Source organism: Mesorhizobium oxytropidicola, assembly GCF_056174625.1.
Window position 1 is genome coordinate 555089 of record NZ_CM149692.1, and the last position, 19041, is coordinate 574129.

A 19041-nucleotide genomic window follows, 5' to 3' on the forward strand; every position below is an offset into this window, starting at 1 on the left:
GGTCAGCTCTCCTTCCTGCGCAGCCTGCCACCGAGACCCGCGAAGGTCTCACTGCCGATCGACACGGTGACCAATATCACCGCGCCGTAGACGATGAGCAGCGCGCCGCTCGACAGGTTCAGCGCCGGCAAAAGACCGGTGAGGATGGTGAGCACCATGGCGCCGGCGACGGTGCCGAGATAGTGGCCGCTGCCGCCGAGGATCGAGGCGCCGCCGATCGCCACCGCGGCGATCGAGGTGAACAGATAGGCATCGCCCATGCCGAGATAGGCCTGGCCGGAATAGCCGGTCAAAAGCATGCCGGCGAAGGCGGCGGTCAGGCCTGAGATGACATAGGTGAGGATGGTGGTGCGCGCCGTCGGCACGCCGGAGAATTCGGCGACCGTGGCGCTGGTGCCGAGCGCATAGAGATGGCGGCCGAACGCCGCCTTGGAGAGCAGCAGCGTTGCCACCAGGGTCAGCGCCAGCCAGATCAGCGCAATTACCGGAAAACCGCCGATGCGACCAACCGACAGGAACTGGATCAGGGCTGGCGCCGATGGGGTCGGCGAGCCGCCGGTCAGCACCAGGATCAGTCCCTGCAGGATGACGTTGGTGGCCAGCGTCATGATGATCGGCGGCACGCCGAACTGGGCGACGCCGACGCCGTTGATCAGCCCGATGAAGGCACCGCCGGCGAGCAGCAGCGGCATCACCCAGACCAGCGGCAAATCCTGGCCGCCGCACAACAGCGCCATGATGATGGCCGCCGAATTCAGCACCCAGGGCACCGACAGATCGATGCCGCCGCCGATGATGACGAAGGTCTGGCCGAGCGCGACAATGCCGACGAAGGCGGCGAGCACGACGGTCGAGCGCATGTTGGAAACCGAGAGGAAGCCCGGCGAGAACAGTGCAGTGACCAGGAGCAGTACCACCATGCCGGCATAGGCAAGCACGATGAGGCGATTGCGGGCGAGGAAGGCGCTCATTGGACGCGGTTCCTTGCGGCTTTCTCGGCAACGGAACTGGCCAGCACCGAGAGCAGCAGGATGACGCCGGACGCGACCGGCTGCCAGTAGCTCGACACGTGCAGGACGAAGACCAGATTGCCGATCAGGGTCAGCACGAAGGCGCCGATCAGCGTGCCGGCGAGATGGCCGCGGCCGCCGAACAGGCTGACGCCGCCGATGACCGCCGCCGCCACCGAGGGCAGGATGTAATCCTTGCCGATGGTGGGCGAGCCGGCGCCGGTCTGCGTCACCAGGAACAGCGCCGCACCCGCCGCGAACAGGCCGGACAGGCCATAGGTGACGAGGTTGACCCTCGTGATCGAGACACCGGACAGGAAGGCTGACTTCTCGTTGGAGCCGGTCGCCTGGATGGCGATGCCGACACGCGTCGCGCGGAACCACCACCAGAACAACAGCAGCGTCAGCAGCATCCAGACCGGGCTGGTCGAACCGAAGAGCTGCGCGGAGGCGAAGCCGACCCACCAGCCGGGAACGCTGCCGCCGTCGGTCGGCAGGGTGATCATGGCAATGCCGTTGAGGATCGACCAGCTGGCGAGCGTGACCAGGAAGGGCTGCAGCTTCAGCAGCGAGATCAGCAGGCCGTTGAGCGCGCCGATGAGGAAGCCGAGCGCCAGGATGATCAGCGCCCAAAGTGCCGTGGTCGACGGATCATCGGTGAAGCGCGTTGCCGCGATCACCGTGCCGAGGCTGATCATGCCGCCGATCGACAGATCAATGCCGCCACGCACCAGAACGATAGTCTGCCCGGTCGCCGCCAGCATCAGCGTCATCGCCGCCGCCGTGTCGAGGTTGAGCTCGTCCAGCGAGAAGACGCCGGATTGCAGACCGCCATAGATACCGACAATCAAGGCCAGCATCAGGCAGGCGACCAGGAACGGCGCCCGGTCGAGCAAGCGGCCGCGCCAGTCGATGGCCGGCTTGGTGAGCTTCGTTTCGGCCGGCCCCTGCGCCATCTCCACAGTCTGCTCCACGGACATCACCATGCCTCAGGCCGCCCTGGTTTCAAGCATGGCGGCGCGCAGGATTTCCTCCTCCGAAATGTGATCTCCCTCCAGCGTCGCGGCAATGCGACCGTTGCGCATGACCAGCACGCGGTCGGCGACATGGACGAGCTCCGGCATGTCGCTGGAATGGAACAGGATGGCATAGCCCTTGGCGGCGAGGTCGCGCATCAGCTGGAAGATTTCGCCCTTGGTGCCGACATCGACGCCGCGCGTCGGATCGTAGAGCAACAGCACACGCGCTTCGGTCAGAAGCATCTTGCCGAAGATCACCTTCTGCTGGTTGCCGCCGGACAAAGTGCCCGCCAGCTGTTCCGGCGTGCCGGCCTTGATGCGCAGGAAATCGACCATCTCCTTGACCAGCGCGGCCTCCTTTTGCCGGCTCAGCAAGCCGTTTTCGGTAAAGCGCTTGATGACCGACAGCGTCAAATTCTCGCGCACGCTCTTGGTCAGCAGCAGGCCCTGCCCGCGCCGGTCCTCTGGCACCAAGGCGATACCGTCCTTGCCGGTCAGCGCCTGGCGCGGATTGTTGATCGAGACCGGCCTGCCCCACAATTCGATCGTGCCGCTCGCCCTGGTGGCGCCGAACAGTGCCTGGAACAGTTCGCGCTGGCCATGACCCTGCAGGCCGCCGACGCCGAGCACTTCGCCTTCGCGCAAGGCAAAATCGACTCCGGAGAGCCGGCTGCCGCTGGAAAACCCTTTTACCCCCAGAGCGATGCGGTCGGTCGCTGTCGGCACGCGCTCGGGATAGAGCCGGTCGAGATGCCGGCCGATCATCTGGGTGACGATCTCATTGTCGGAGACGGCATCGGCCTCATGCGCGGCGACGGTACTGCCATTGCGAAAAATGGTCAGCCGGTCGGCGATGGCGCGCACCTCGGCCATGCGGTGCGAGATGAAGACGACCAGCCGGCCTTCGGCGGCGAGCTGCCGGGTGAGCTTGAGCAGCCACTCGGCTTCCCGCGCCGGCAGCGACGAGGTCGCTTCGTCGAGGATGAGGATGCGCGGGTCCTTGGCCAGGCCCTTGGCGATCTCGACGATCTGCCGTTCGGCCAATGTCAGCCGCCGCAGTTCCTGGTCGGGGCGCAGTGCCGGGAAATTGTACTTTTCCAGCAGCGCCAGTGTCTTGCGCCGCATTTCGCCGCGATTTACCGTGCGCAACAGCGTGCGCGGCTCATGGCGGAACCAGATGTTCTGTTCGACGCTGAGATCGGGGATCAGCGACAATTCCTGGAAGACGGCGGCGATGCCAAGCGCCTGCGCCGCATCCGGATTGGCCGGGCGATACTCCTGGCCATCGACCAGGATCGAGCCGCCATCGTGCTGTACGGCGCCCGACAGTATCTGGATGAAGGTGCTCTTGCCCGCGCCATTCTCGCCGAGCAGCGCGTGCACCTCGCCGGCGCGGGCGCTGAATGTCGCCTCGCTCAGCGCGACGATGCCGCCATAGCGTTTGGACAGGCCTTTGACGGTGACGAGGTCCATGCTTGCGCCTTCGAAAAGCTCTCCCGACATCTCGCGATGCCGGGAGACAGGGTCGTGGTACCGGATGTTACTTGGTACCGGCGGCTTCCGCAGCGGTGATCTCGACCCAGTCGGGCGTGATCGGCAGCGTCAGGCCGGGCGCCTGATCGGGGAAGGCATTTTCGCCGATCGCGATCTTGATCATCTTGGTGCCCGGATAAAGCTTGGACTCGAAGGGGTCGGTGGTGACGAAATCGCCCTTGACCGAGACGGAACGCTCGGCTGGCTTCTTGCCGGTGTCGAGAATGTCGACCGCCAGCTTGATCGCTTCCGAGGAGAGATAGGCCGGGTTGGAGCCAAGGATGCACTTGGCGCCTTGCGTCTGCGCGCAGGTCACGGCGGCGACATTGTAGGAGAAGCCGACGACCGGGACGATCGGCCGGCCGGCATCCTTCAGCGCCTGGATGGCGCCCGAACCATAGCCTTGCGTCATGATGCCGTCGATCTTCGGATTGGCCGCCAACAGTGCCGCCACGCCGGACTGCTCCGGCCCGAGCGCATAGTTGCCGTTGTAGTAGCCGACGACCTTGATGTCGGGATATTTGGCCAGAACCTTCTCATAGCCCCCTTGCAGCTGCGCCGAGATCGGCGCACCGGCGAGGCCGCGGTCGAGGATGATGTTGCCCTTGCCGCCAAGCTGCGTGGCCATCCACTCGGCCATGACGGAAGGGATGCGGTCCCAGTCGGAAGCGACGGCATAGGCGCAGGGTTCGGTCACCACCTGGTCGAAGCTGATGACGACGATGCCGGCGTCGCAGGCCTTCTTGATGGTCGGGTTCAAGGCCGAGTCCGAGCCGGCATCGACGAGGATGGCATCCGGCTTCTGGCGGATGATGTTGTTCAGCGAGTTGATCTGCGCCTGGACGGTGTTCTCGACATTCTCGATCTTGAGGTCGACGCGGCCCTTCAGCGGCCCTTTGTTGACCGAGACGGTGGCGACACGCTCCATCTGCTGGCGCCAGTCGTTGCCGACGAAATTGTTCGAGAGATAGATGGTGTAGGGCTTCTTGTCCTCGGCGCGGCTCGGCGCTGTGCCGACGGCGATTGCGGAGATGGCAAGCGCTGCCAATCCGGCGCAAACTGTCTTCAGTTTCATGATCTCTCCTCCTTGGTGTTTCCTGCATCGGCCGGTGACGGACTTCGCCATCTTGGTGGGCGTTGCGTGTGAATGATACCGGTACCAATAAGCCTTGTCAATTTGAGCCGAGGCGCATTGGAAAGGCCTGGAGCGACCCTTTCGCCGCCGCCGGCAGACATCGTCATTTCGAGCCGGCGGCCTCGGCCGGGGTGATTTCGACCCAATCCGGGCTAACCGGAAGAAACAGGCCCGGTGCCATCTCCGGAAAGGCATTCTTGCCGACCTCGATCTTCTGCATGGTCGCATCGGGATACAATTCCGACGGGACCGGATCGGTGGTGAGGAAGGCATTGCGCAGCAATATCTTCTTCTCCGCCGGCTTCTTTCCGTCGAGGATCTCCACCGCGAGTTTCAAGGCCTCGGCCGATAGATAGGCAGGGTTGGGTGCAAGGATGCACTGGGCGCCCTGGGTCTGAACGCAGCTCGTTGTCGTCAGGTTGAAAGGACTGCCGGTGATGGGAACGATCGGACGCCCGGCGTCCTGCAGCGCCTTGATCGCTCCAGCGCCGTAGCCCTGGACGAAGATGGCGTCGACTTGCGGGTGCGCCGCCAGCAGGCTGGCGACGCCGGCCTGTTCCGGCCCCAGCGCATAGTCGCCGTTGAAATAGCCGACCACTTCAATGCCGGGATATTTCTTGATGACTTCCTCGAAAACCACCCTGCAGCTGGGAGGAGATCGGCGCGCCGGCAAGCCCGCGGTCGACGAGGATCTTGCCCTTGCCGCCGAGCTTCTTGACCAGCCACTCGGCCTCGACGCGGGGCGCCCGGCCCCAGTCGGACTCCATCGTGTAGGCGCAGGGCGCGCTGACGATCTGATCGAAGGCGATGATCAAGATGCCGGCATCGCAAGCCTTCTGAATCGTCGGGTTGAGGGCTTCGCCGGAGCCCGCGTCGATGACGATGGCGTCGGGCCTGTTGCGAATGATGTTGTTGAGGGAATTGATCTGCGCCTGGACCGTGGTCTCGACCACCTCGACCTTGAGGTCGACGCGACCGGCAAGCGGCGGCTTCTTGACCGCGATGTCGGCGCTGCGCAGCATCTGCTGGCGCCAATCATTGCCGACGAAATTGTTTGAGAGATAGATGGTATAGGGCTTCTTGTCCCGTGCGTTGGCCGGCACGGCATCGATCGACAGCCAAGCCGCCGCGACCACCGCAAGCCCGGCGAAAAATGCGCCTGCTCTCATGATTTCCTCCTCCCGTGTTTGGTGTCGGCCGCGCGAACGCCGCCGCCCTTCAGGTGCCTTCCAGGCACACCCCCTATCGACAGACCTTGTTCCCGTGCATGCCCCGGAGCCGCAGCGCATCCTGGGTGACATGCACCAGGCAAATGCTCAGCGTCGGATCAGGCTTCGCATCCACGTTGGATCGTGGTCCTCCGCGCAGCCTTCATCCTAGCTATGATGCTATTATAATTTTATAAGGCTGTCCATGGCCGAGACCCGGAAATCGGCGGACGCCAACGCCGACGACCGGGTTCAGGCCAAGTCGTTCGGCGCGTCGTAGCTGATGCTGAAGAGGTCGGCCGGATGACGCGCGATGGTGAACTCGATGCTCTGCTGGTCGGCCGACTGATAGAGCATCTCCACACTCAGGACCGCACTGCCAAGCGCGATGCCGAGGTCTTCGGCGATGGCCTCGTCGGCGATCTCGGCACGCACCGTGATATGCGCCACGTCGAGCCGCAGGCCGAGATGCCGTTGCACCGAACGAAAGATCAGCACGTCGGAAAAGTCGTCTCGCTTCAGCCTGGCTCCGACAGAAGGCGGGAAGTAGCTTGTGATCTGAGCCTTCTTCTGCTCGCCCACCGACAGGATACCGCGCAGGCAATAGCCCGCCTCGTCCTTGCCCATGCCGAAATGGCGCTGGAGCACGGGCGAAACCTCCTTGCGGTAGGATTTGACCGTCAGCTCAGCGTCCTTGGTGAAGGCCGCCATGTCGGCGAAGTTCTTGAACTTCCAGCTCAGATTGACCGAGGGGCTGCGCGCCGCGACCACGGCCGGCTTGGCCGAACGTTTGCGGATCAGGCCGTCGGCCTCAAGATCACGCAGCGCCTGGCGCACGGTGATCAGGCTGACGCCGAAATGCTCGGCGATGGTCGCTTCCTTCGGCAGTTCGCCGCCGACAGGGAAGGTGCCATTGCCAATCGGCTCGCGCAGAATGTCGGCGAGCTGGCGGTAAAGCGGGCCGTTGGCGCGGCCAAGTGTACGCTTGGGAAGACTGTCTATGGTGGGATGGTCCATGGGCCTCGTCACGCCTGTGTCGAAGCTTTTATAATAGCTTACTGCGCAAGAGGCTAGGCAAGGGTGTAGACGATCAACCGTCTCAGACGAAGAGCCGAAGCGGCTGTTCGATCGCCGATTTCAGGGTCGCCAGCCACCCGGCAGCGGCGGCCTCATCAACGCTTGCCGCATCCACCGTCAGCAGGCATTCGGCATGGTCGCCTGGCGTGTCGAGCGAAACGGAAAGGCGCATGGCACGGCACGGCAAGAGAGGCATCGTGACCGGCCGGATGTCGCTCGCCGGCAGAAGCCGCAGGGACAGCGCCGCCGGCTTGTCCGCCTCGTCGCGATTGTCGGCCAATGCCGCAAGCCGCATTGCGCGCAGCGACGTCAAGGGCATCTCAGGGCTTGTCGCGAATACAATTTGCCGGCCCGCCAGCTCCAGCGCCACGGAAGTGCCACCGAACCTGGCTGCCTCCGGCATCTCGGCAAATGCTCGACCGGCAGCGCGCAGCAGCACGTCGTCGATAGCGAACACATGTCCCGAACTCTCGAGCGCCGCCAGCAGGTCTTGCAGCGCACCGAGGGCGACAGACGTGGCAAAGGCGGCGATCCGGGGCGCGGCCGGGGAAAGCGTGGCTACGAGGGCGACTGCATCAGGCGAAACAATCGGCGCGGCAGCCGGAACGAAGGCCTGTACATCGGCAGCCAGGATACGCCCGCCAGGGCCGCTGCCGCGAAGTGCCTCGAGCGGCAGGCTCCGCTCGCGCGCCAGGCGACGCGCATAGGGCGAAACTGCGAGCCGCGGTGTCTGCGCCATGTTCATTTTAGGAACTCGGAATTGACGCAGTTGGTCAGCCGTCCCTCGACGAGATAGGCATGCACCACCTCGATTGATTTCAGCCTGAGGTCGCGCATCGATGCCGGGCTGTAGAAGGCGGCGTGCGGGGTGACGATCAGGCGATTGGCGATCCACGACTCGTGGCGGCGCCATGCCGCCAGCAGCGCATGATCGAGATCGTCGGGTTCGTTCGGCAGCACGTCCAATCCGGCGCCGGCGACCGTGCCTTCGCGCATCGCCACTTCGAGCGCATCGAGGTCGACGATCGGGCCGCGCGCGGTGTTGATCAGGACAAGGCCTGGCTTGGCGGCAGCGAAGGCGGCGGCGCCGAGCAGCTTGCGGGTTTCCTCGCTCAGCGGTGTGTGGACGCTGACGACATCCGCCCGCCCCATCAATTCATCCAGCGAATGGACACGCTCATAGCCGGTCGATAGATCAACGCCGGACAGAAGATGCGGATCATAGAACACCACCTTCATGTCGAAGGCAGCGGCTCGGCGCGCGGTGGCCAGCCCGATGCGGCCGAGCCCGACAATCCCGAAAATGGCGCCCTTGTGCCTGCGCACCAACGGCGCTTTCGAAAAATGCCAGCCTTCGGCGCCATGGCCCGAAAGCTCCGCGCCATAGGCCGAGGTGCCGCGCGTCAATGCCAGCATCAGGCCGATGGCATGATCGGCGACCTCGGTGGTGCCATAGTCGGGCACGTTGCAGGCCGGTATCTTGCGCGCGCCCCAGCCTGCCGTATCGATGTTGTCGAAGCCGACGCCGGAGCGCACCGCGATCCGCGCCTTGGGGAACGCAGTCGGAGCGGCCGCGACATTGTGGGTGGGCGAATAGTTGATGACGGCATCGACGGTCTCGCAGATGGCCGGATCGAGTGCCGCGGCCCTGTCGTTGGTCGAGCGGGCGAGGATGAATTCGATGTCGGGATAATGCTGTCGCTCGAGTTCGGCCTCGTCGGCGGCTTGCCAGTTGGCGCACAGGATCTTCATGCCAGTCCTTTGGATTTCACGTGTAACGGTCTTATTGGTTGACCATGATCTCGTCCGAAAACCGGATTCCATTTTTCGGGATCATGGTCTATTTCTTGATGCCGCCGATGCGGCCGCCCATCGGCACCACAGCGCCGACCGGCTGATCGATGGCGCTGAGTGTCCCGCTGACCGGCGCCTCGATCTCGACCACGGCCTTGTCGGTCTCGATCTCGGCGATCAGCTCGCCCTGCTTGACCGGATCGCCGATCGCCTTCAGCCATTTGACGACCGTGCCTTCGCTGACGGTGAGATCGCCGAAGGGCATCGTGATCGGCTCGTCGTCGCCGGCAGGGGGCGCCTGGGTCGGTGCGGCCGGCACCGCTTTGGCTGGAACAGGCGCAGCTTTAGCCGGCGCAGCACTCTTCAGACCAACCGTATACCAATGGTCCGGCACCGGCGGCTGGCCTGCGATGACGTCGCGCACGCCTTGGGCGATGCGCGCGCTGTCGACCAGCATGGCGCGCTCCAGCACTGGCGCGAAGGGATGCGAGGTCGGCGCGGTGTGCAGTCGTCCGGGCGGCGCATCGAGTTCGTCGAAGGCGAGTTCGTTGATGGCCTGGGCGATCTCGCCACCCAGACCGCACATTGCCCAGGCTTCGTCGACGATGAGCAAGCGATGGGTTTTCCTGACGCTGGCGACGATGGTGTCGATGTCGAGCGGCATGATGGTACGCGGATCGATCACTTCCGCCTCGATGCCTTCGGCGGCGAGCGCTTCCGCAGCCTCCAGCGCACGCTGCACCATCTGACCGGCGGCAACGATGGTGATGGCGGTGCCGGCTCGCGCAATGCGCGCCACGCCGAACGGGACGAAATGCTCGCCGACCGGCACTTCGCCCTTGGACGCGAACAGTGCCTTTGGTTCCAGCATGATGACGGGGTCGCCGGCCCTGAGCGCGGTCTTCATCAGGCCCTTGGCGTCGGCCGGGGTCGACGGCACGCAGACGATGAGGCCCGGCATATGGGCAAAGACCGGATGATAGATGCCGCTGTGATGCGGGCCGGAGCTGCGCAACGCGCCGGCGCCGACACGCACCACCATCGGCGCGCTCATCAGGCCGCTGGTCATGTAGCGCAGCTTGGCTGCCTGCAGAAAAATCTGGCCGGCGGTCTCGAAGGCGAAGTCGGCAAACATCAGGTCGGAAACCGTGCGCGCGCCGGTGGCCGAGGCGCCAACGGCGGCGGCGGTGAAACCCTGTTCGGAGATCGGCGTGTCGACCATGCGTTCGGCGCCGAATTCCTGCCAGAGATTCTTGGTGTGGGCGAAACTGCCGCCACGTTCGCCGGTGCCCTCGCCGAAATAGAGGATCGCCGGATTGGCACGCATTTCCTCGGCGATACCGTCGCGCACCGCTTCGAGCCAGCCTTGCGTGCGCGTCTCGCCGATGGCGCGCGGCTGTAGCGCGGCGGGCGGATTGATCGGATCGGCAAAGACATGCAGGCGCACCGTCGCCGGATCGGGCTCGGGCGAGTTGCGGGCGAAGCTCAGCGCCTCTTCGACCACCTTCTCGATCCGTGCCTCGATGGCCGCGAGCGCTTCGGCATCGGCGATGCCGTAATCCTCGATCAGTTTCTTGCGGAACATGTCGATCGGATCGCGCTTGATCCAGGCGTCGAGTTCTTCCTGCGTCCGATAGGTGCCGATGACCGGATCGCCCTCATGGTGGCCGACGGTGCGGTAGGTCTTGGCCTCGATTAGCGTCGGACCCTTGCCGGAACGGGCACGTTCGGTGGCTTCCTTCATCGCCAGCCAGACGGCGAAGACATCGTTGCCGTCCACCGCGACCCCGGGCATGCCGTAGGACGCAGCCTTGGTGGCGATCTCCGGGTTCAGCGTGATGGACTTGAGCGGCGTAGCGGTGGCGTAGAGGTTGTTCTCGCAGATGAACACCGCCGGCGCCCGCTGCACGGCGGCGAAGTTGAGCGCCTCATGGAAGCCGCCATGGTTGGCGGCGCCATCGCCGAAGAAGGCGACGCCGATGTCGTCACGCCCCTGCTGGCGGGCGCTCATGCCGATGCCGACGGCATGGCCGATGCCGGCGGCGACGATGCCGTTGGTGCCGAACAGACCGACCGAGCGGTCGTAGAGATGCATGGTCCCGCCACGGCCGCCGCAAATGCCGTCAACCTTGCCGAACAGTTCGGCCATCACCCGGCCGGGATTGGCACCCTTGGCCAAAGCATGGCCGTGGCCGCGATGGGTCGAGGTGACCCAGTCGGTTGGCCTGAGATGCGCGCAGACGCCGACGCCCGTCGCCTCCTCGCCGATATAGAGATGCAGGAAGCCTGGTGTTTCGCCCTTGCGGCAGGCGATCTGGGCGATGCTTTCGAAGCGGCGCAACAGCACCATGCGCTCGAACAGGTCGAGCAGAACCTGCTTGTCGGGCAGGTTTGGAGCGCCCTTGAAATCGTCGCGTGCGCGCGCCGCAGACATTGCCACCAAAGCCTCCCTGAATGCGTCCGACACCGGGCGGCAAAGCGCCGGCGGCGAGCTTGTTGGCCGCTCGCTTCGGCGTATCATAGATTATAATAGCATAATGTCTATCGGCTCCGAACGGAGCCGCGCGCGAGGCTAGATTTTAGTGATCCGCACGGTCGCGTCGGGCCGCTGGAACAGCTCCGGCCGCAGGCTGAGACCCAATCCTGGACCTTCGAGCGGTGCGACATGGCCATCCTTGACCGGCGGAATGTCGGCGACGATCTCGGTGTACCAGCCGGTGAAATAGGCGCGCACCGCTTCCTGGTAGTTGACGTTCGGCAAGGTGGTCGACAGCGCGCAGCTGGCGGCATAGACGATCGGCCCGGTGCAGTCATGCAGAGTGACCGGCAGTTCACTGGCCTCGGCCATGTTGGCGATCTTGCGCGCCTCGGAGAGGCCGCCGCACCAGGCGAGGTCGATCATGATCACGCTGGCCGCGCGCTTGTCGATCAACTGCTTGAACATCTGCCGCGAGGCGAGCCGCTCGCTGGCCGCGATCGGGATCGAGGTGTGGCGGGCCAGCTCGGCCATGGCGTCGAGCTCATTGTAGCGGATCGGCTCCTCCAGCCAGGCGACGTCGTAGGCTTTCAACGCATCGGCGATGCGCAGCGCCGGTGGCAAGGTCCACAGCCCGTGCAGCTCGACCATGATTTCCATGTCGCGGCCGACGGCCTCGCGGATTTTCTGGAAGGGCTCCAATGCCTTGTCGAGCTCGGTGAGCGAAATGCGCGTGCCGTTCGATGCCTCGGCGGCGATGTCGAACGGCCAGATCTTCATCGCGCCGATGCCTTCCGATTTCAGGCTTCTGGCAAGGTCACCGGCATTGTAGCGCCAGGCGAGCAGGTCCTCGTAGGGGCCTTCGTTGGAATCGCCTGCTTTTAGCGACCAGTCCTCGCCGCGCTCGAACAGGGCGTTCTTCTTGTCGCGCGGACATGTTTGTAGCCGGCGCAGGTGTTGTAGATCGGCACGGTTTTGTGGGTGCGCCCGCCAAGCAGCCGCCAGACCGGCTCGCCAAGCGCCTGGCCATAGATATCCACAACGCGATGTTGACGGCGGAATTGCCGCGCAGCTCGGCACCGGAATCGCGGGCGCCGACATAGACACTGCCCAGCGTGCGATCATGCAACTCGATGTCGCGCGGATCCTTGCCCAGGAGATAGGCGGCGACATTGTCGTGGATGTAGGCGGCAACCGGCCCCGGCGCCCAGAACGTTTCGCCGGTGCCGATGAGGCCGGCATCGGTGTGGACGCGCAGCCAGAACAGGAAGGGGAATTCCGCCAGCTGCAGCGTTTCGAGCGCGACGACTTTCATCTTTTTCTCCCCATTGCAGCGGACCGTGCGGTCGACAGGACAATAGCACATCGGCGTTGACAGCCATTTATGGTACCGGTATCAATCCCGTCAAGATGGCCACCGGGAGGGTGCTCGCTTGCCTGCCGAAAATCAAAATACGACGCCAAGGCGAGCCCTGGTCACCGGTGCCGCCGGCGGCCTCGGCCGCGAGGTGGCGATCCAGCTGGCCCGGCGCGGCTGTGCCGTCGCGATCACCGACATCAATGGCGAGGGGCTGGCCGACACTGCCCGACAGATCAAGGAAACCGGTGCGGAAACCGAAATCATAACAGGCGATTTCACGCTGGAGGGCGCGCCGGAGGCGGCGGTGGAAAGCGTGATCACGCGATGGGGCGGCATCGACATCCTCGTCAACAATGCCGGCTATGGCGTGATCGAGCCGTTCCTCGACGCCACCTACAAGGCCTGGACGCGCACGCTGGCGCTCAATGTCACCGCGCTTGCCATGGCCTGCAAGGCGGCGGGCCGGGTGATGCGCGAGCAGCGTTCGGGACGCATCATCAACATCACCTCGCCGGGCTCGCGCATGGCGCTGCCCGACTACACCGCCTACACGGCGAGCAAGGCCGGCGTCGATTCCATCACCCGCGCCGCGGCGGTTGCGCTGGCGCCCTATGGCGTGCTGGTCAACAGCCTGGCGCCCGGCATGATGGACACCGAAATGCAGCGTTCGACCGAGGTCGATCTCGCCCGCGCCAATGGCCGCAACGATCTGCAGGCCTTCCTCGACGAGCGCACCCGCCGCATCCCGCTTGGCCGCCGCGCCGAAATTTCCGAGGTCGCCGAAGCCGTCATCTGGCTCTGCCTCGATTCGCCGAAATATATGACCGCCGAGCGGCTCAACATGTCGGGCGGGCTCGACAAGGACTGATCTGATGCTGCGAAACTCCCCTCCCGGCACAGCCGATATCGGCGCGCTCGAACGCAAGGCAACGCAATTGCGCCGGCACATGCTGACCATGGCGCGCGGCCAGGGCCAGGGCTATATTGGCCAGGGCCTCGGCATCGCCGATACGCTGGCCGCGCTCTACTTCCACGAACTGCGTTACGATCCGCACAATCTCACCTGGCCCGACCGCGACCGCTTCCTGCTCTCGACCGGGCACTATTCGATCGCGCTCTGGGCAGCACTGGCGGAAGCCGGCATCATCCCGGTCGAGGAACTTGCCACCTACGGCGCGGATAACAGCCGGCTGGAAATGTCGACGCTCGACACCACGCCCGGCGTCGAGGTCATCGGCGGTTCGCTGGGCCATGGCCTGGGGCAAGGCGTCGGCCAGGCGCTGGGCCTGCGTATCGACAAATCCGATGCGCGCGTTTTCGTCGAACTGTCCGATGGCGAAATGCAGGAAGGCTCTACCTGGGAGGCGGCGATGTCGGCCAGTCATTTCAGGCTCGACGGGCTGGTGGCGCTGATCGACTGCAACGGCATCCAGGCCGATGGGCCCATGGTGCTCGACATGGAGCCGGTGGCCGACAAGTGGCGCGCCTTCGGCTGGCAAACATCGGAGATCGACGGCAATGACATGAAGGCGGTGGTCGGTGCGCTGGCCGATGCGCGCGAAGGCAACGGCAAGCCGAAAGCGATCGTGCTGCGCACACTGCCCGGCAAAGGCGTGCCGCGCATCGAAACCTCTGAGAAATCGCACTTCTTCCGCATCGACGTGGCGCAATGGGACGGCATCATCGCCGAGTTCGAAAAGACCCTGGGAGCAGTCCAATGAGCGGCGCGGCGACGGAGGCCGGACGCACGCTGGCCATGGGCCAGGACGAAGCGGTTGGCGGTGGCCGGCAAAGCGTGGAAGCACCGTTCGGCAAGGCTTTGGCACGGCTCGGCCAGAGCCGTCCCGACATTGTCGGGCTGACCGCCGATCTCGGCAAATACACCGACATCTTGCCGTTCGGCGACGCTTTCCCGGACCGCTTCTTCAATGTCGGCATGGCCGAGCAAAATCTGGTCGCCGTCGCCGCCGGGCTGGCGCGCACCGGCAAGGTGCCGTTCGCCACCACCTATGGCGTGTTCGCGACGCGGCGGGCCTATGATTTCGTCGCCATCGCGCTCGCCCACTCCAACCTCAACGTCAGGATCGTCGCCGGCCTGCCGGGATTGACCACCGGCTATGGCGGCACCCACCAGGCGATCGAGGACCTGGCACTGATGCGCATGATCCCCGGCCTGACCATCATCGACCCCTGCGATGCGACCGAGATCGAAGCAGCGACCGCAGCGATCGCCGAACATCGGGGGCCGGTCTACATGCGGCTGCTGCGCGGCAGCGTGCCTGTCGTGTTCGAGCCGGGTTACCGCTTCGAAATCGGCAATGCGCGACGCCTTAGAGATGGCAGCGATGTCGGTATCATCTCGACCGGTTTCATGACCGAAAGGGCGTTGGACGCGGCGGACGCGTTGCACAAACAAGGCATCTCTGCCGGCGTGCTGCATGTGCCGACGATAAAGCCGTTCGACGCCGGGGCGGTGGCCGACTTTGCCGCTGGCTTCAACCATATCGTCACGGCCGAGAACCATGTCGTGGTTGGCGGCTTGGCGAGCCTGGTCGTCGAGACCTTGTTCGATGCCGGCATTGCGAAGAAGGTAACGCGCATCGGCCTGCCCGACCGCTACATCGAATGCGGTGCGGTGCCGACCTTGCAAGCGAAGTATGGCCTGACCACCGAGGCCGTCATCGCGACGATCGCCGCACTGAGTTAGGGTTCCGCATGAAGATCATCGAAATCGAGACCTTCGCCGTCGGCGCCGGCTGGAAGAACTGGCTGTTCGTCAAAGTCCATACCGACAAGGGCATCCACGGCATCGGCGAAGGCACGCTGAACGGCTTCATCAAGACCACGGAAGCCGGTGTGCATGAGCTCAAGCATCTCGCCATCGGCCAGGATCCGCGCCGCATCAACGCGCTGGCCAAGCGCATGCTGGACAGCGTTTCGCTCGATGGTGGCCATATCCACCGCACGGTGATCGCGGCGGTCGAGGTCGCCTGCTGGGACATTCTGGGCAAGAGCCTCGGCGTGCCGATCCACCAGTTGCTCGGCGGCCAGGTACGCGACAGCGTGCTCGGCTACGCCAATGGATGGTACCGTACCGAACGCACGCCGGAAGCTTTCCTCGAAGCCGCCAAGGCGGTGCTGGCGAAAGGCTTCAAGGCGTTCAAGCTCGACCCGTTCGGCACCGCGCAAGGTTTTATCTCGCGCGAAGAGCTGGAGCTTTCCTACGCGATCTGCCGGACATTGCGCGATGAACTGCCCAAGGACACGCGGATCCTGATCGACGTGCATGCCCGCTTCACCGAGATCGCGGCACTGCAGGCGGCCCAAAAGTTCGCCGATCTCGATATCTACTGGTGGGAGGAGCCAACCTCGCGCGACCGGCAGGAGACGGTGCATGAAGTGGCGCATCGCTCGCCGATCCCGGTGGCGACCGGCGAGATGTACGACACGGTCGGCCAGTTCTATACGCTGGCCGCGGGCGGCGGCGTCAACATCTTCCAGCCCGAGCCGATGTCGCTCGGCGGCATCGCGCCGTCCATGCAGGTGGCCAATCTGGCGCTCGCGCATGGCAGCCACATCGCGCCACACCAGAGCGGCGGACCGGTGGCGACGGCGGTGTGCCTGCAACTGGCTGCGGCGGTGCCGAATTTTCTCATCCAGGAGCATTTCGACGCCTTCAACGACCCGTGGACGCGCGAGCTGGTGACCTGGCATCCAACCGTCAATGCCGACAATGGCCATCTGTCGCTGCCGGACGCGCCCGGGCTCGGCATCGATCTCAACATCGAGGCGCTCAAGGACCACCCTTACGATCCCAACGCCTATCTCAACGTCCATGCGGAAGGTTGGGAGAAGCGGCTGGGTCGACGAGAAGAAGCAGGGAAGAAGACGTCCTGATCACGCGCTTTCGCGGTCGACGATCTCGAAGCCGAGGCTGGTGATGGTCGGCACCTTGGTGTCGCCGCCGAGCCTAGCCAGCAATTGCCGCACCGCACGGCGACCCATCTCGTAGCGGTTGACCTTAACCGTGGTCAGCGGCGGATAGAGTTGGGCTGCCAGATCCATATCGCCATAGCCAGCGATGGCGATCCTGCCCGGCACCGCCCAGCGCCGGCGGTGGCACTCCTGCACGGCACCGACGGCCAGCGTGTCGCTGGAAAAGAAGATGGCGTCGATATCCCTGTGGCGGGAGGTCAGCGTCACCAGTGCCTCGGCGCCGCCTTGCGCGGTGATCGGCACTTCGACCTCCATGTCGGCATGGTTCTTGATGCCGAGTTCGGTGAGTGCCGCGTGATAGCCGGTGCGCCGCTGTTGCAAGCGGTCATTGCCGTGGATCGGCGTCGAGACGAAGCCGATGCGCTTGTAGCCCTTGGCCGCCAGATGCATGGTCATGGCGTAGGCGGTCTCGAAATTGGAGACGCCGACCACCATGTCGATCGGCTTGCGGCCCTTGATTTCCGATATTTCGACCACCGGCGCGCCGCTGCTCTTCAGCAGCGCCCGTGCCGTCTCACTTTGCACGAAGCTCTGCAGGATCATGCCGACCGGGCGCCAGCCGAGCAGGTTGCGGATCGATTTCTCCTCGGCCTCCTGCGTGAACTCGCCTTGCACCAGAAGCATCGAATAGCCGCTCTCGTGGCATTCGTCGGACATGCCTTGCACCTGTTCGGCAATGCCCGAATTGATCAGCGGCGGCACCACCGTGCCGATCATGCGGCCGTTGCCGCGCATGCTGGAGGCCAGCCGGTTGGGTACGAAGCCGGCCTGCTCGATGGCCTCGAGCACCTTGGCGCGCGTCTCCGGCGAGACCATGTCGGGATTGGACAGCGCGCGCGACACCGTCATCGGCGCCACGCCGACGCGCTTGGCGATCTCGCGGACGCCAAGGCGCTGCCGCTTCTTCTCGCCCGCCGGCGGTCTGTCGGTCATCACCATGCTCCAAGAAAGCGCGATCCAGCAAGGCAATGTCGAGCGGATCACACCGTAAACGTCCATTCATAGCTGTTGTGGCGGACGGTTTCCAGCGACGGGCCCGGCGGGGATACCGAGCATCAACGGTTCAGAAATTGCGCCCATAGCCAGCCGTCCAGCCACCGTCGACGCCCAGCATCTGGCCGGTCGTGTAGGTGTTGAGCGGATCGCAGAAGAACAGCACGGCCGCAACCGCTTCCTCGATGCTGCCGGAGCGGCCGACCGGTGTGTGGCTGAGCATCGCCTTGTCGCCTGACACCATGGTTTCATCCTCGACCGCGCCGAAGCCGACGGCATTGACCAGCACCTTCGGGCCGAACTCCATGGCCAGGGTGCGCATGCCAGCCAGGATCGCGGCATTCTCCATGGAAAAGCGGGGATGGCGGCGCATCGGCATGCCGGCGGTGGCCGAGATCAGGAAGAGGATGCGTCCACCGCCGCGCTCGGCCATGGCCAGGGCCGCCCTGCGCGCATCGGAATACTCGTGGCGGGGATCCTGCACCGTCGTTCCTGGCCGCAGCGGATTGGACATCAGCAGGATATCGGCGGTATCAGCTGCTTCGACAAACGTGCCGCCATTGGCACGCAGCGCGGCGAGAACCGCGTCGACAATCGGGTTGGTCTCGCCATCGAGAGCCACAGTGGCGCCGTTGAGATCGATTTCCATCGCGTCGCTCACATCATGTATCCCGCCGTCCAGCCGCCATCGACGGCCAGCACCTGGCCGTTGACGTAGCTGGCGGCCGGCGAGGCCAGGAACAGCACCGCCTCGGCGATCTCTTGCGGCTCTGCCGGCCGGCCGAGCGGCACATGGGCCAGGAATTCCTGCGTGCGGCCGGCGAACTTGCCGTCGTCGCCGTAAAACAGCTTGGCGGTCAGCGCCGTCATCACCGAACCCGGGGCGACGGCGTTGGTCAGGATGCCCTTGGCGCCAAGTTCAATCGCCATCGACCGCGTCAGATGGATGATGCCGGCCTTGGCGGCGACGAACGGGCTTTGCAGGCGCATGGCGGCAAGGCCGACGACCGAGGCGATGTTGACGATGCGCCCGCCTTTGCCGGCGGCAAGCATGCGCTTCAGTGCCGCCCGGCTCATAATGTAGAGGCCGTCGAGATCGATGCCGGTGATGCGGTCCCATTCCTCGGGCGGGAATTCGTCCAGGGTGACGCGGTGCGCCAGCGTGTTGACACCGGCATTGTTGATAAGGATGTCGAGGCGGCCGTAGCGCTGCATGATCGCGGCGATGGCGCTGTCGACCGAGGCGGCATCACGGATGTCGGTGGCGCAGGCCATGGCATCGGTCAACCCGGCGGCGACCTCGCTTGCGCCCTCGCCATTGATGTCGGCGACGACGACCGCGGCACCATTGTCGGAGAGGCGCCTGGCGATGGAACTGCCGATGGCGCCGGCTGCTCCCGTGACCAGCGCTACCTTGCCTCGCAAATCGCAGCGCATGTC

General features: G+C 64.8%; 19 protein-coding genes. 4 read left to right on the forward strand and 15 right to left on the reverse strand.

Annotated features, from left to right (window positions below; all coding sequences use genetic code 11):
* Window positions 1-2: 2 nt before the first annotated feature.
* The 12 genes from AC0V8S_RS02625 to AC0V8S_RS02680 form a co-directional block, all read right to left on the reverse strand.
* Entirely contained in the window at window positions 3-971 is a 969-nt protein-coding gene (locus tag AC0V8S_RS02625; protein WP_183464794.1) for an ABC transporter permease, read from the reverse strand.
* Window positions 968-1996 (reverse strand): ABC transporter permease, encoded by a 1029-nt coding sequence (locus tag AC0V8S_RS02630; protein ID WP_475436730.1) that lies wholly within the window; start codon window positions 1994-1996, stop codon window positions 968-970. The genes AC0V8S_RS02625 and AC0V8S_RS02630 overlap by 4 nt, the downstream gene beginning before the upstream one ends.
* Before the next feature lie 3 nt (window positions 1997-1999).
* The gene (locus AC0V8S_RS02635) at window positions 2000-3502 is read right to left on the reverse strand and encodes a sugar ABC transporter ATP-binding protein (protein WP_475436731.1); all 1503 of its coding nucleotides are present in this window, start codon (window positions 3500-3502) and stop codon (window positions 2000-2002) included.
* 67 nt (window positions 3503-3569) lie between these two features.
* Window positions 3570-4637 carry a substrate-binding domain-containing protein gene (locus AC0V8S_RS02640; RefSeq protein ID WP_095203077.1) on the reverse strand — a complete coding sequence of 356 codons (1068 nt, stop codon included), beginning with the start codon at window positions 4635-4637 and terminating at the stop codon, window positions 3570-3572.
* A gap of 163 nt (window positions 4638-4800) precedes the next feature.
* Window positions 4801-5337, reverse strand: a complete 537-nt coding sequence (locus tag AC0V8S_RS02645) for a substrate-binding domain-containing protein (protein WP_475436732.1) — start codon at window positions 5335-5337, stop codon at window positions 4801-4803.
* Window positions 5297-5866: a substrate-binding domain-containing protein gene (locus AC0V8S_RS02650; RefSeq protein ID WP_475436733.1), complete on the reverse strand. Its 570-nt coding sequence runs from the start codon at window positions 5864-5866 to the stop codon at window positions 5297-5299. The genes AC0V8S_RS02645 and AC0V8S_RS02650 overlap by 41 nt, the downstream gene beginning before the upstream one ends.
* A gap of 291 nt (window positions 5867-6157) precedes the next feature.
* Window positions 6158-6922 carry a GntR family transcriptional regulator gene (locus AC0V8S_RS02655; RefSeq protein WP_183464790.1) on the reverse strand — a complete coding sequence of 255 codons (765 nt, stop codon included), beginning with the start codon at window positions 6920-6922 and terminating at the stop codon, window positions 6158-6160.
* Window positions 6923-7004: 82 nt separating this feature from the next.
* Window positions 7005-7727, reverse strand: a complete 723-nt coding sequence (locus AC0V8S_RS02660) for an E3 binding domain-containing protein (protein ID WP_475436734.1) — start codon at window positions 7725-7727, stop codon at window positions 7005-7007.
* Entirely contained in the window at window positions 7724-8734 is a 1011-nt protein-coding gene (locus AC0V8S_RS02665; RefSeq protein WP_475436735.1) for a C-terminal binding protein, read from the reverse strand. The genes AC0V8S_RS02660 and AC0V8S_RS02665 overlap by 4 nt, the downstream gene beginning before the upstream one ends.
* An 88-nt stretch (window positions 8735-8822) precedes the next feature.
* Window positions 8823-11210 carry a thiamine pyrophosphate-dependent enzyme gene (locus AC0V8S_RS02670; protein ID WP_475436736.1) on the reverse strand — a complete coding sequence of 796 codons (2388 nt, stop codon included), beginning with the start codon at window positions 11208-11210 and terminating at the stop codon, window positions 8823-8825.
* A 138-nt stretch (window positions 11211-11348) separates the two neighbouring features.
* Entirely contained in the window at window positions 11349-12032 is a 684-nt protein-coding gene (locus AC0V8S_RS02675; protein ID WP_475436737.1) for a mandelate racemase/muconate lactonizing enzyme family protein, read from the reverse strand.
* A gap of 37 nt (window positions 12033-12069) precedes the next feature.
* A complete protein-coding gene (locus AC0V8S_RS02680; RefSeq protein ID WP_475436738.1) occupies window positions 12070-12618 on the reverse strand; it encodes a hypothetical protein in 549 nt (182 codons plus the stop codon).
* 67 nt (window positions 12619-12685) lie between these two features.
* Here AC0V8S_RS02680 and AC0V8S_RS02685 point away from each other — a divergent pair, with 67 nt between their 5' ends.
* The 4 genes from AC0V8S_RS02685 to AC0V8S_RS02700 are packed head-to-tail and all read left to right on the forward strand — an operon-like array spanning window position 12686 to window position 16509.
* A complete protein-coding gene (locus AC0V8S_RS02685; protein WP_475436739.1) occupies window positions 12686-13480 on the forward strand; it encodes an SDR family NAD(P)-dependent oxidoreductase in 795 nt (264 codons plus the stop codon).
* Window positions 13481-13484: 4 nt separating this feature from the next.
* Entirely contained in the window at window positions 13485-14333 is an 849-nt protein-coding gene (locus AC0V8S_RS02690) for a transketolase (RefSeq protein ID WP_475436740.1), read from the forward strand.
* Window positions 14330-15319, forward strand: coding sequence for a transketolase family protein (locus AC0V8S_RS02695; protein WP_475436741.1), 990 nt, complete (start codon window positions 14330-14332; stop codon window positions 15317-15319). Before AC0V8S_RS02690 ends, AC0V8S_RS02695 begins: the two co-directional genes overlap by 4 nt.
* A gap of 8 nt (window positions 15320-15327) precedes the next feature.
* Window positions 15328-16509, forward strand: coding sequence for a mandelate racemase/muconate lactonizing enzyme family protein (locus AC0V8S_RS02700; protein WP_475436742.1), 1182 nt, complete (start codon window positions 15328-15330; stop codon window positions 16507-16509).
* Here AC0V8S_RS02700 and AC0V8S_RS02705 read toward each other — a convergent pair whose 3' ends face one another.
* From AC0V8S_RS02705 to AC0V8S_RS02715, 3 genes are all read right to left on the reverse strand, one after another.
* Window positions 16510-17541, reverse strand: a complete 1032-nt coding sequence (locus tag AC0V8S_RS02705) for a LacI family DNA-binding transcriptional regulator (protein ID WP_475436743.1) — start codon at window positions 17539-17541, stop codon at window positions 16510-16512.
* 130 nt (window positions 17542-17671) lie between these two features.
* Window positions 17672-18262 (reverse strand): SDR family NAD(P)-dependent oxidoreductase, encoded by a 591-nt coding sequence (locus AC0V8S_RS02710; RefSeq protein WP_475436744.1) that lies wholly within the window; start codon window positions 18260-18262, stop codon window positions 17672-17674.
* Window positions 18259-19038 (reverse strand): SDR family NAD(P)-dependent oxidoreductase, encoded by a 780-nt coding sequence (locus AC0V8S_RS02715; protein WP_475436745.1) that lies wholly within the window; start codon window positions 19036-19038, stop codon window positions 18259-18261. The genes AC0V8S_RS02710 and AC0V8S_RS02715 overlap by 4 nt, the downstream gene beginning before the upstream one ends.
* Window positions 19039-19041: the final 3 nt, after the last annotated feature.

Bases quoted from the DNA above. Each gene is read 5' to 3' on its own strand.
- AC0V8S_RS02625 (WP_183464794.1), bottom strand. From the start codon at position 971: ATGAGCGCCTTCCTCGCCCGCAATCGCCTCATCGTGCTTGCCTATGCC.
- AC0V8S_RS02630 (WP_475436730.1), bottom strand. From the start codon at position 1,996: ATGGTGATGTCCGTGGAGCAGACTGTGGAGATGGCGCAGGGGCCGGCC.
- AC0V8S_RS02635 (WP_475436731.1), bottom strand. From the start codon at position 3,502: ATGGACCTCGTCACCGTCAAAGGCCTGTCCAAACGCTATGGCGGCATC.
- AC0V8S_RS02640 (WP_095203077.1), bottom strand. From the start codon at position 4,637: ATGAAACTGAAGACAGTTTGCGCCGGATTGGCAGCGCTTGCCATCTCC.
- AC0V8S_RS02650 (WP_475436733.1), bottom strand. From the start codon at position 5,866: ATGAGAGCAGGCGCATTTTTCGCCGGGCTTGCGGTGGTCGCGGCGGCT.
- AC0V8S_RS02655 (WP_183464790.1), bottom strand. From the start codon at position 6,922: ATGGACCATCCCACCATAGACAGTCTTCCCAAGCGTACACTTGGCCGC.
- AC0V8S_RS02660 (WP_475436734.1), bottom strand. From the start codon at position 7,727: ATGAACATGGCGCAGACACCGCGGCTCGCAGTTTCGCCCTATGCGCGT.
- AC0V8S_RS02665 (WP_475436735.1), bottom strand. From the start codon at position 8,734: ATGAAGATCCTGTGCGCCAACTGGCAAGCCGCCGACGAGGCCGAACTC.
- AC0V8S_RS02670 (WP_475436736.1), bottom strand. From the start codon at position 11,210: ATGTCTGCGGCGCGCGCACGCGACGATTTCAAGGGCGCTCCAAACCTG.
- AC0V8S_RS02675 (WP_475436737.1), bottom strand. From the start codon at position 12,032: ATGAAGATCTGGCCGTTCGACATCGCCGCCGAGGCATCGAACGGCACG.
- AC0V8S_RS02680 (WP_475436738.1), bottom strand. From the start codon at position 12,618: ATGTGCTATTGTCCTGTCGACCGCACGGTCCGCTGCAATGGGGAGAAA.
- AC0V8S_RS02690 (WP_475436740.1), top strand. From the start codon at position 13,485: ATGCTGCGAAACTCCCCTCCCGGCACAGCCGATATCGGCGCGCTCGAA.
- AC0V8S_RS02695 (WP_475436741.1), top strand. From the start codon at position 14,330: ATGAGCGGCGCGGCGACGGAGGCCGGACGCACGCTGGCCATGGGCCAG.
- AC0V8S_RS02700 (WP_475436742.1), top strand. From the start codon at position 15,328: ATGAAGATCATCGAAATCGAGACCTTCGCCGTCGGCGCCGGCTGGAAG.
- AC0V8S_RS02705 (WP_475436743.1), bottom strand. From the start codon at position 17,541: ATGACCGACAGACCGCCGGCGGGCGAGAAGAAGCGGCAGCGCCTTGGC.
- AC0V8S_RS02715 (WP_475436745.1), bottom strand. From the start codon at position 19,038: ATGCGCTGCGATTTGCGAGGCAAGGTAGCGCTGGTCACGGGAGCAGCC.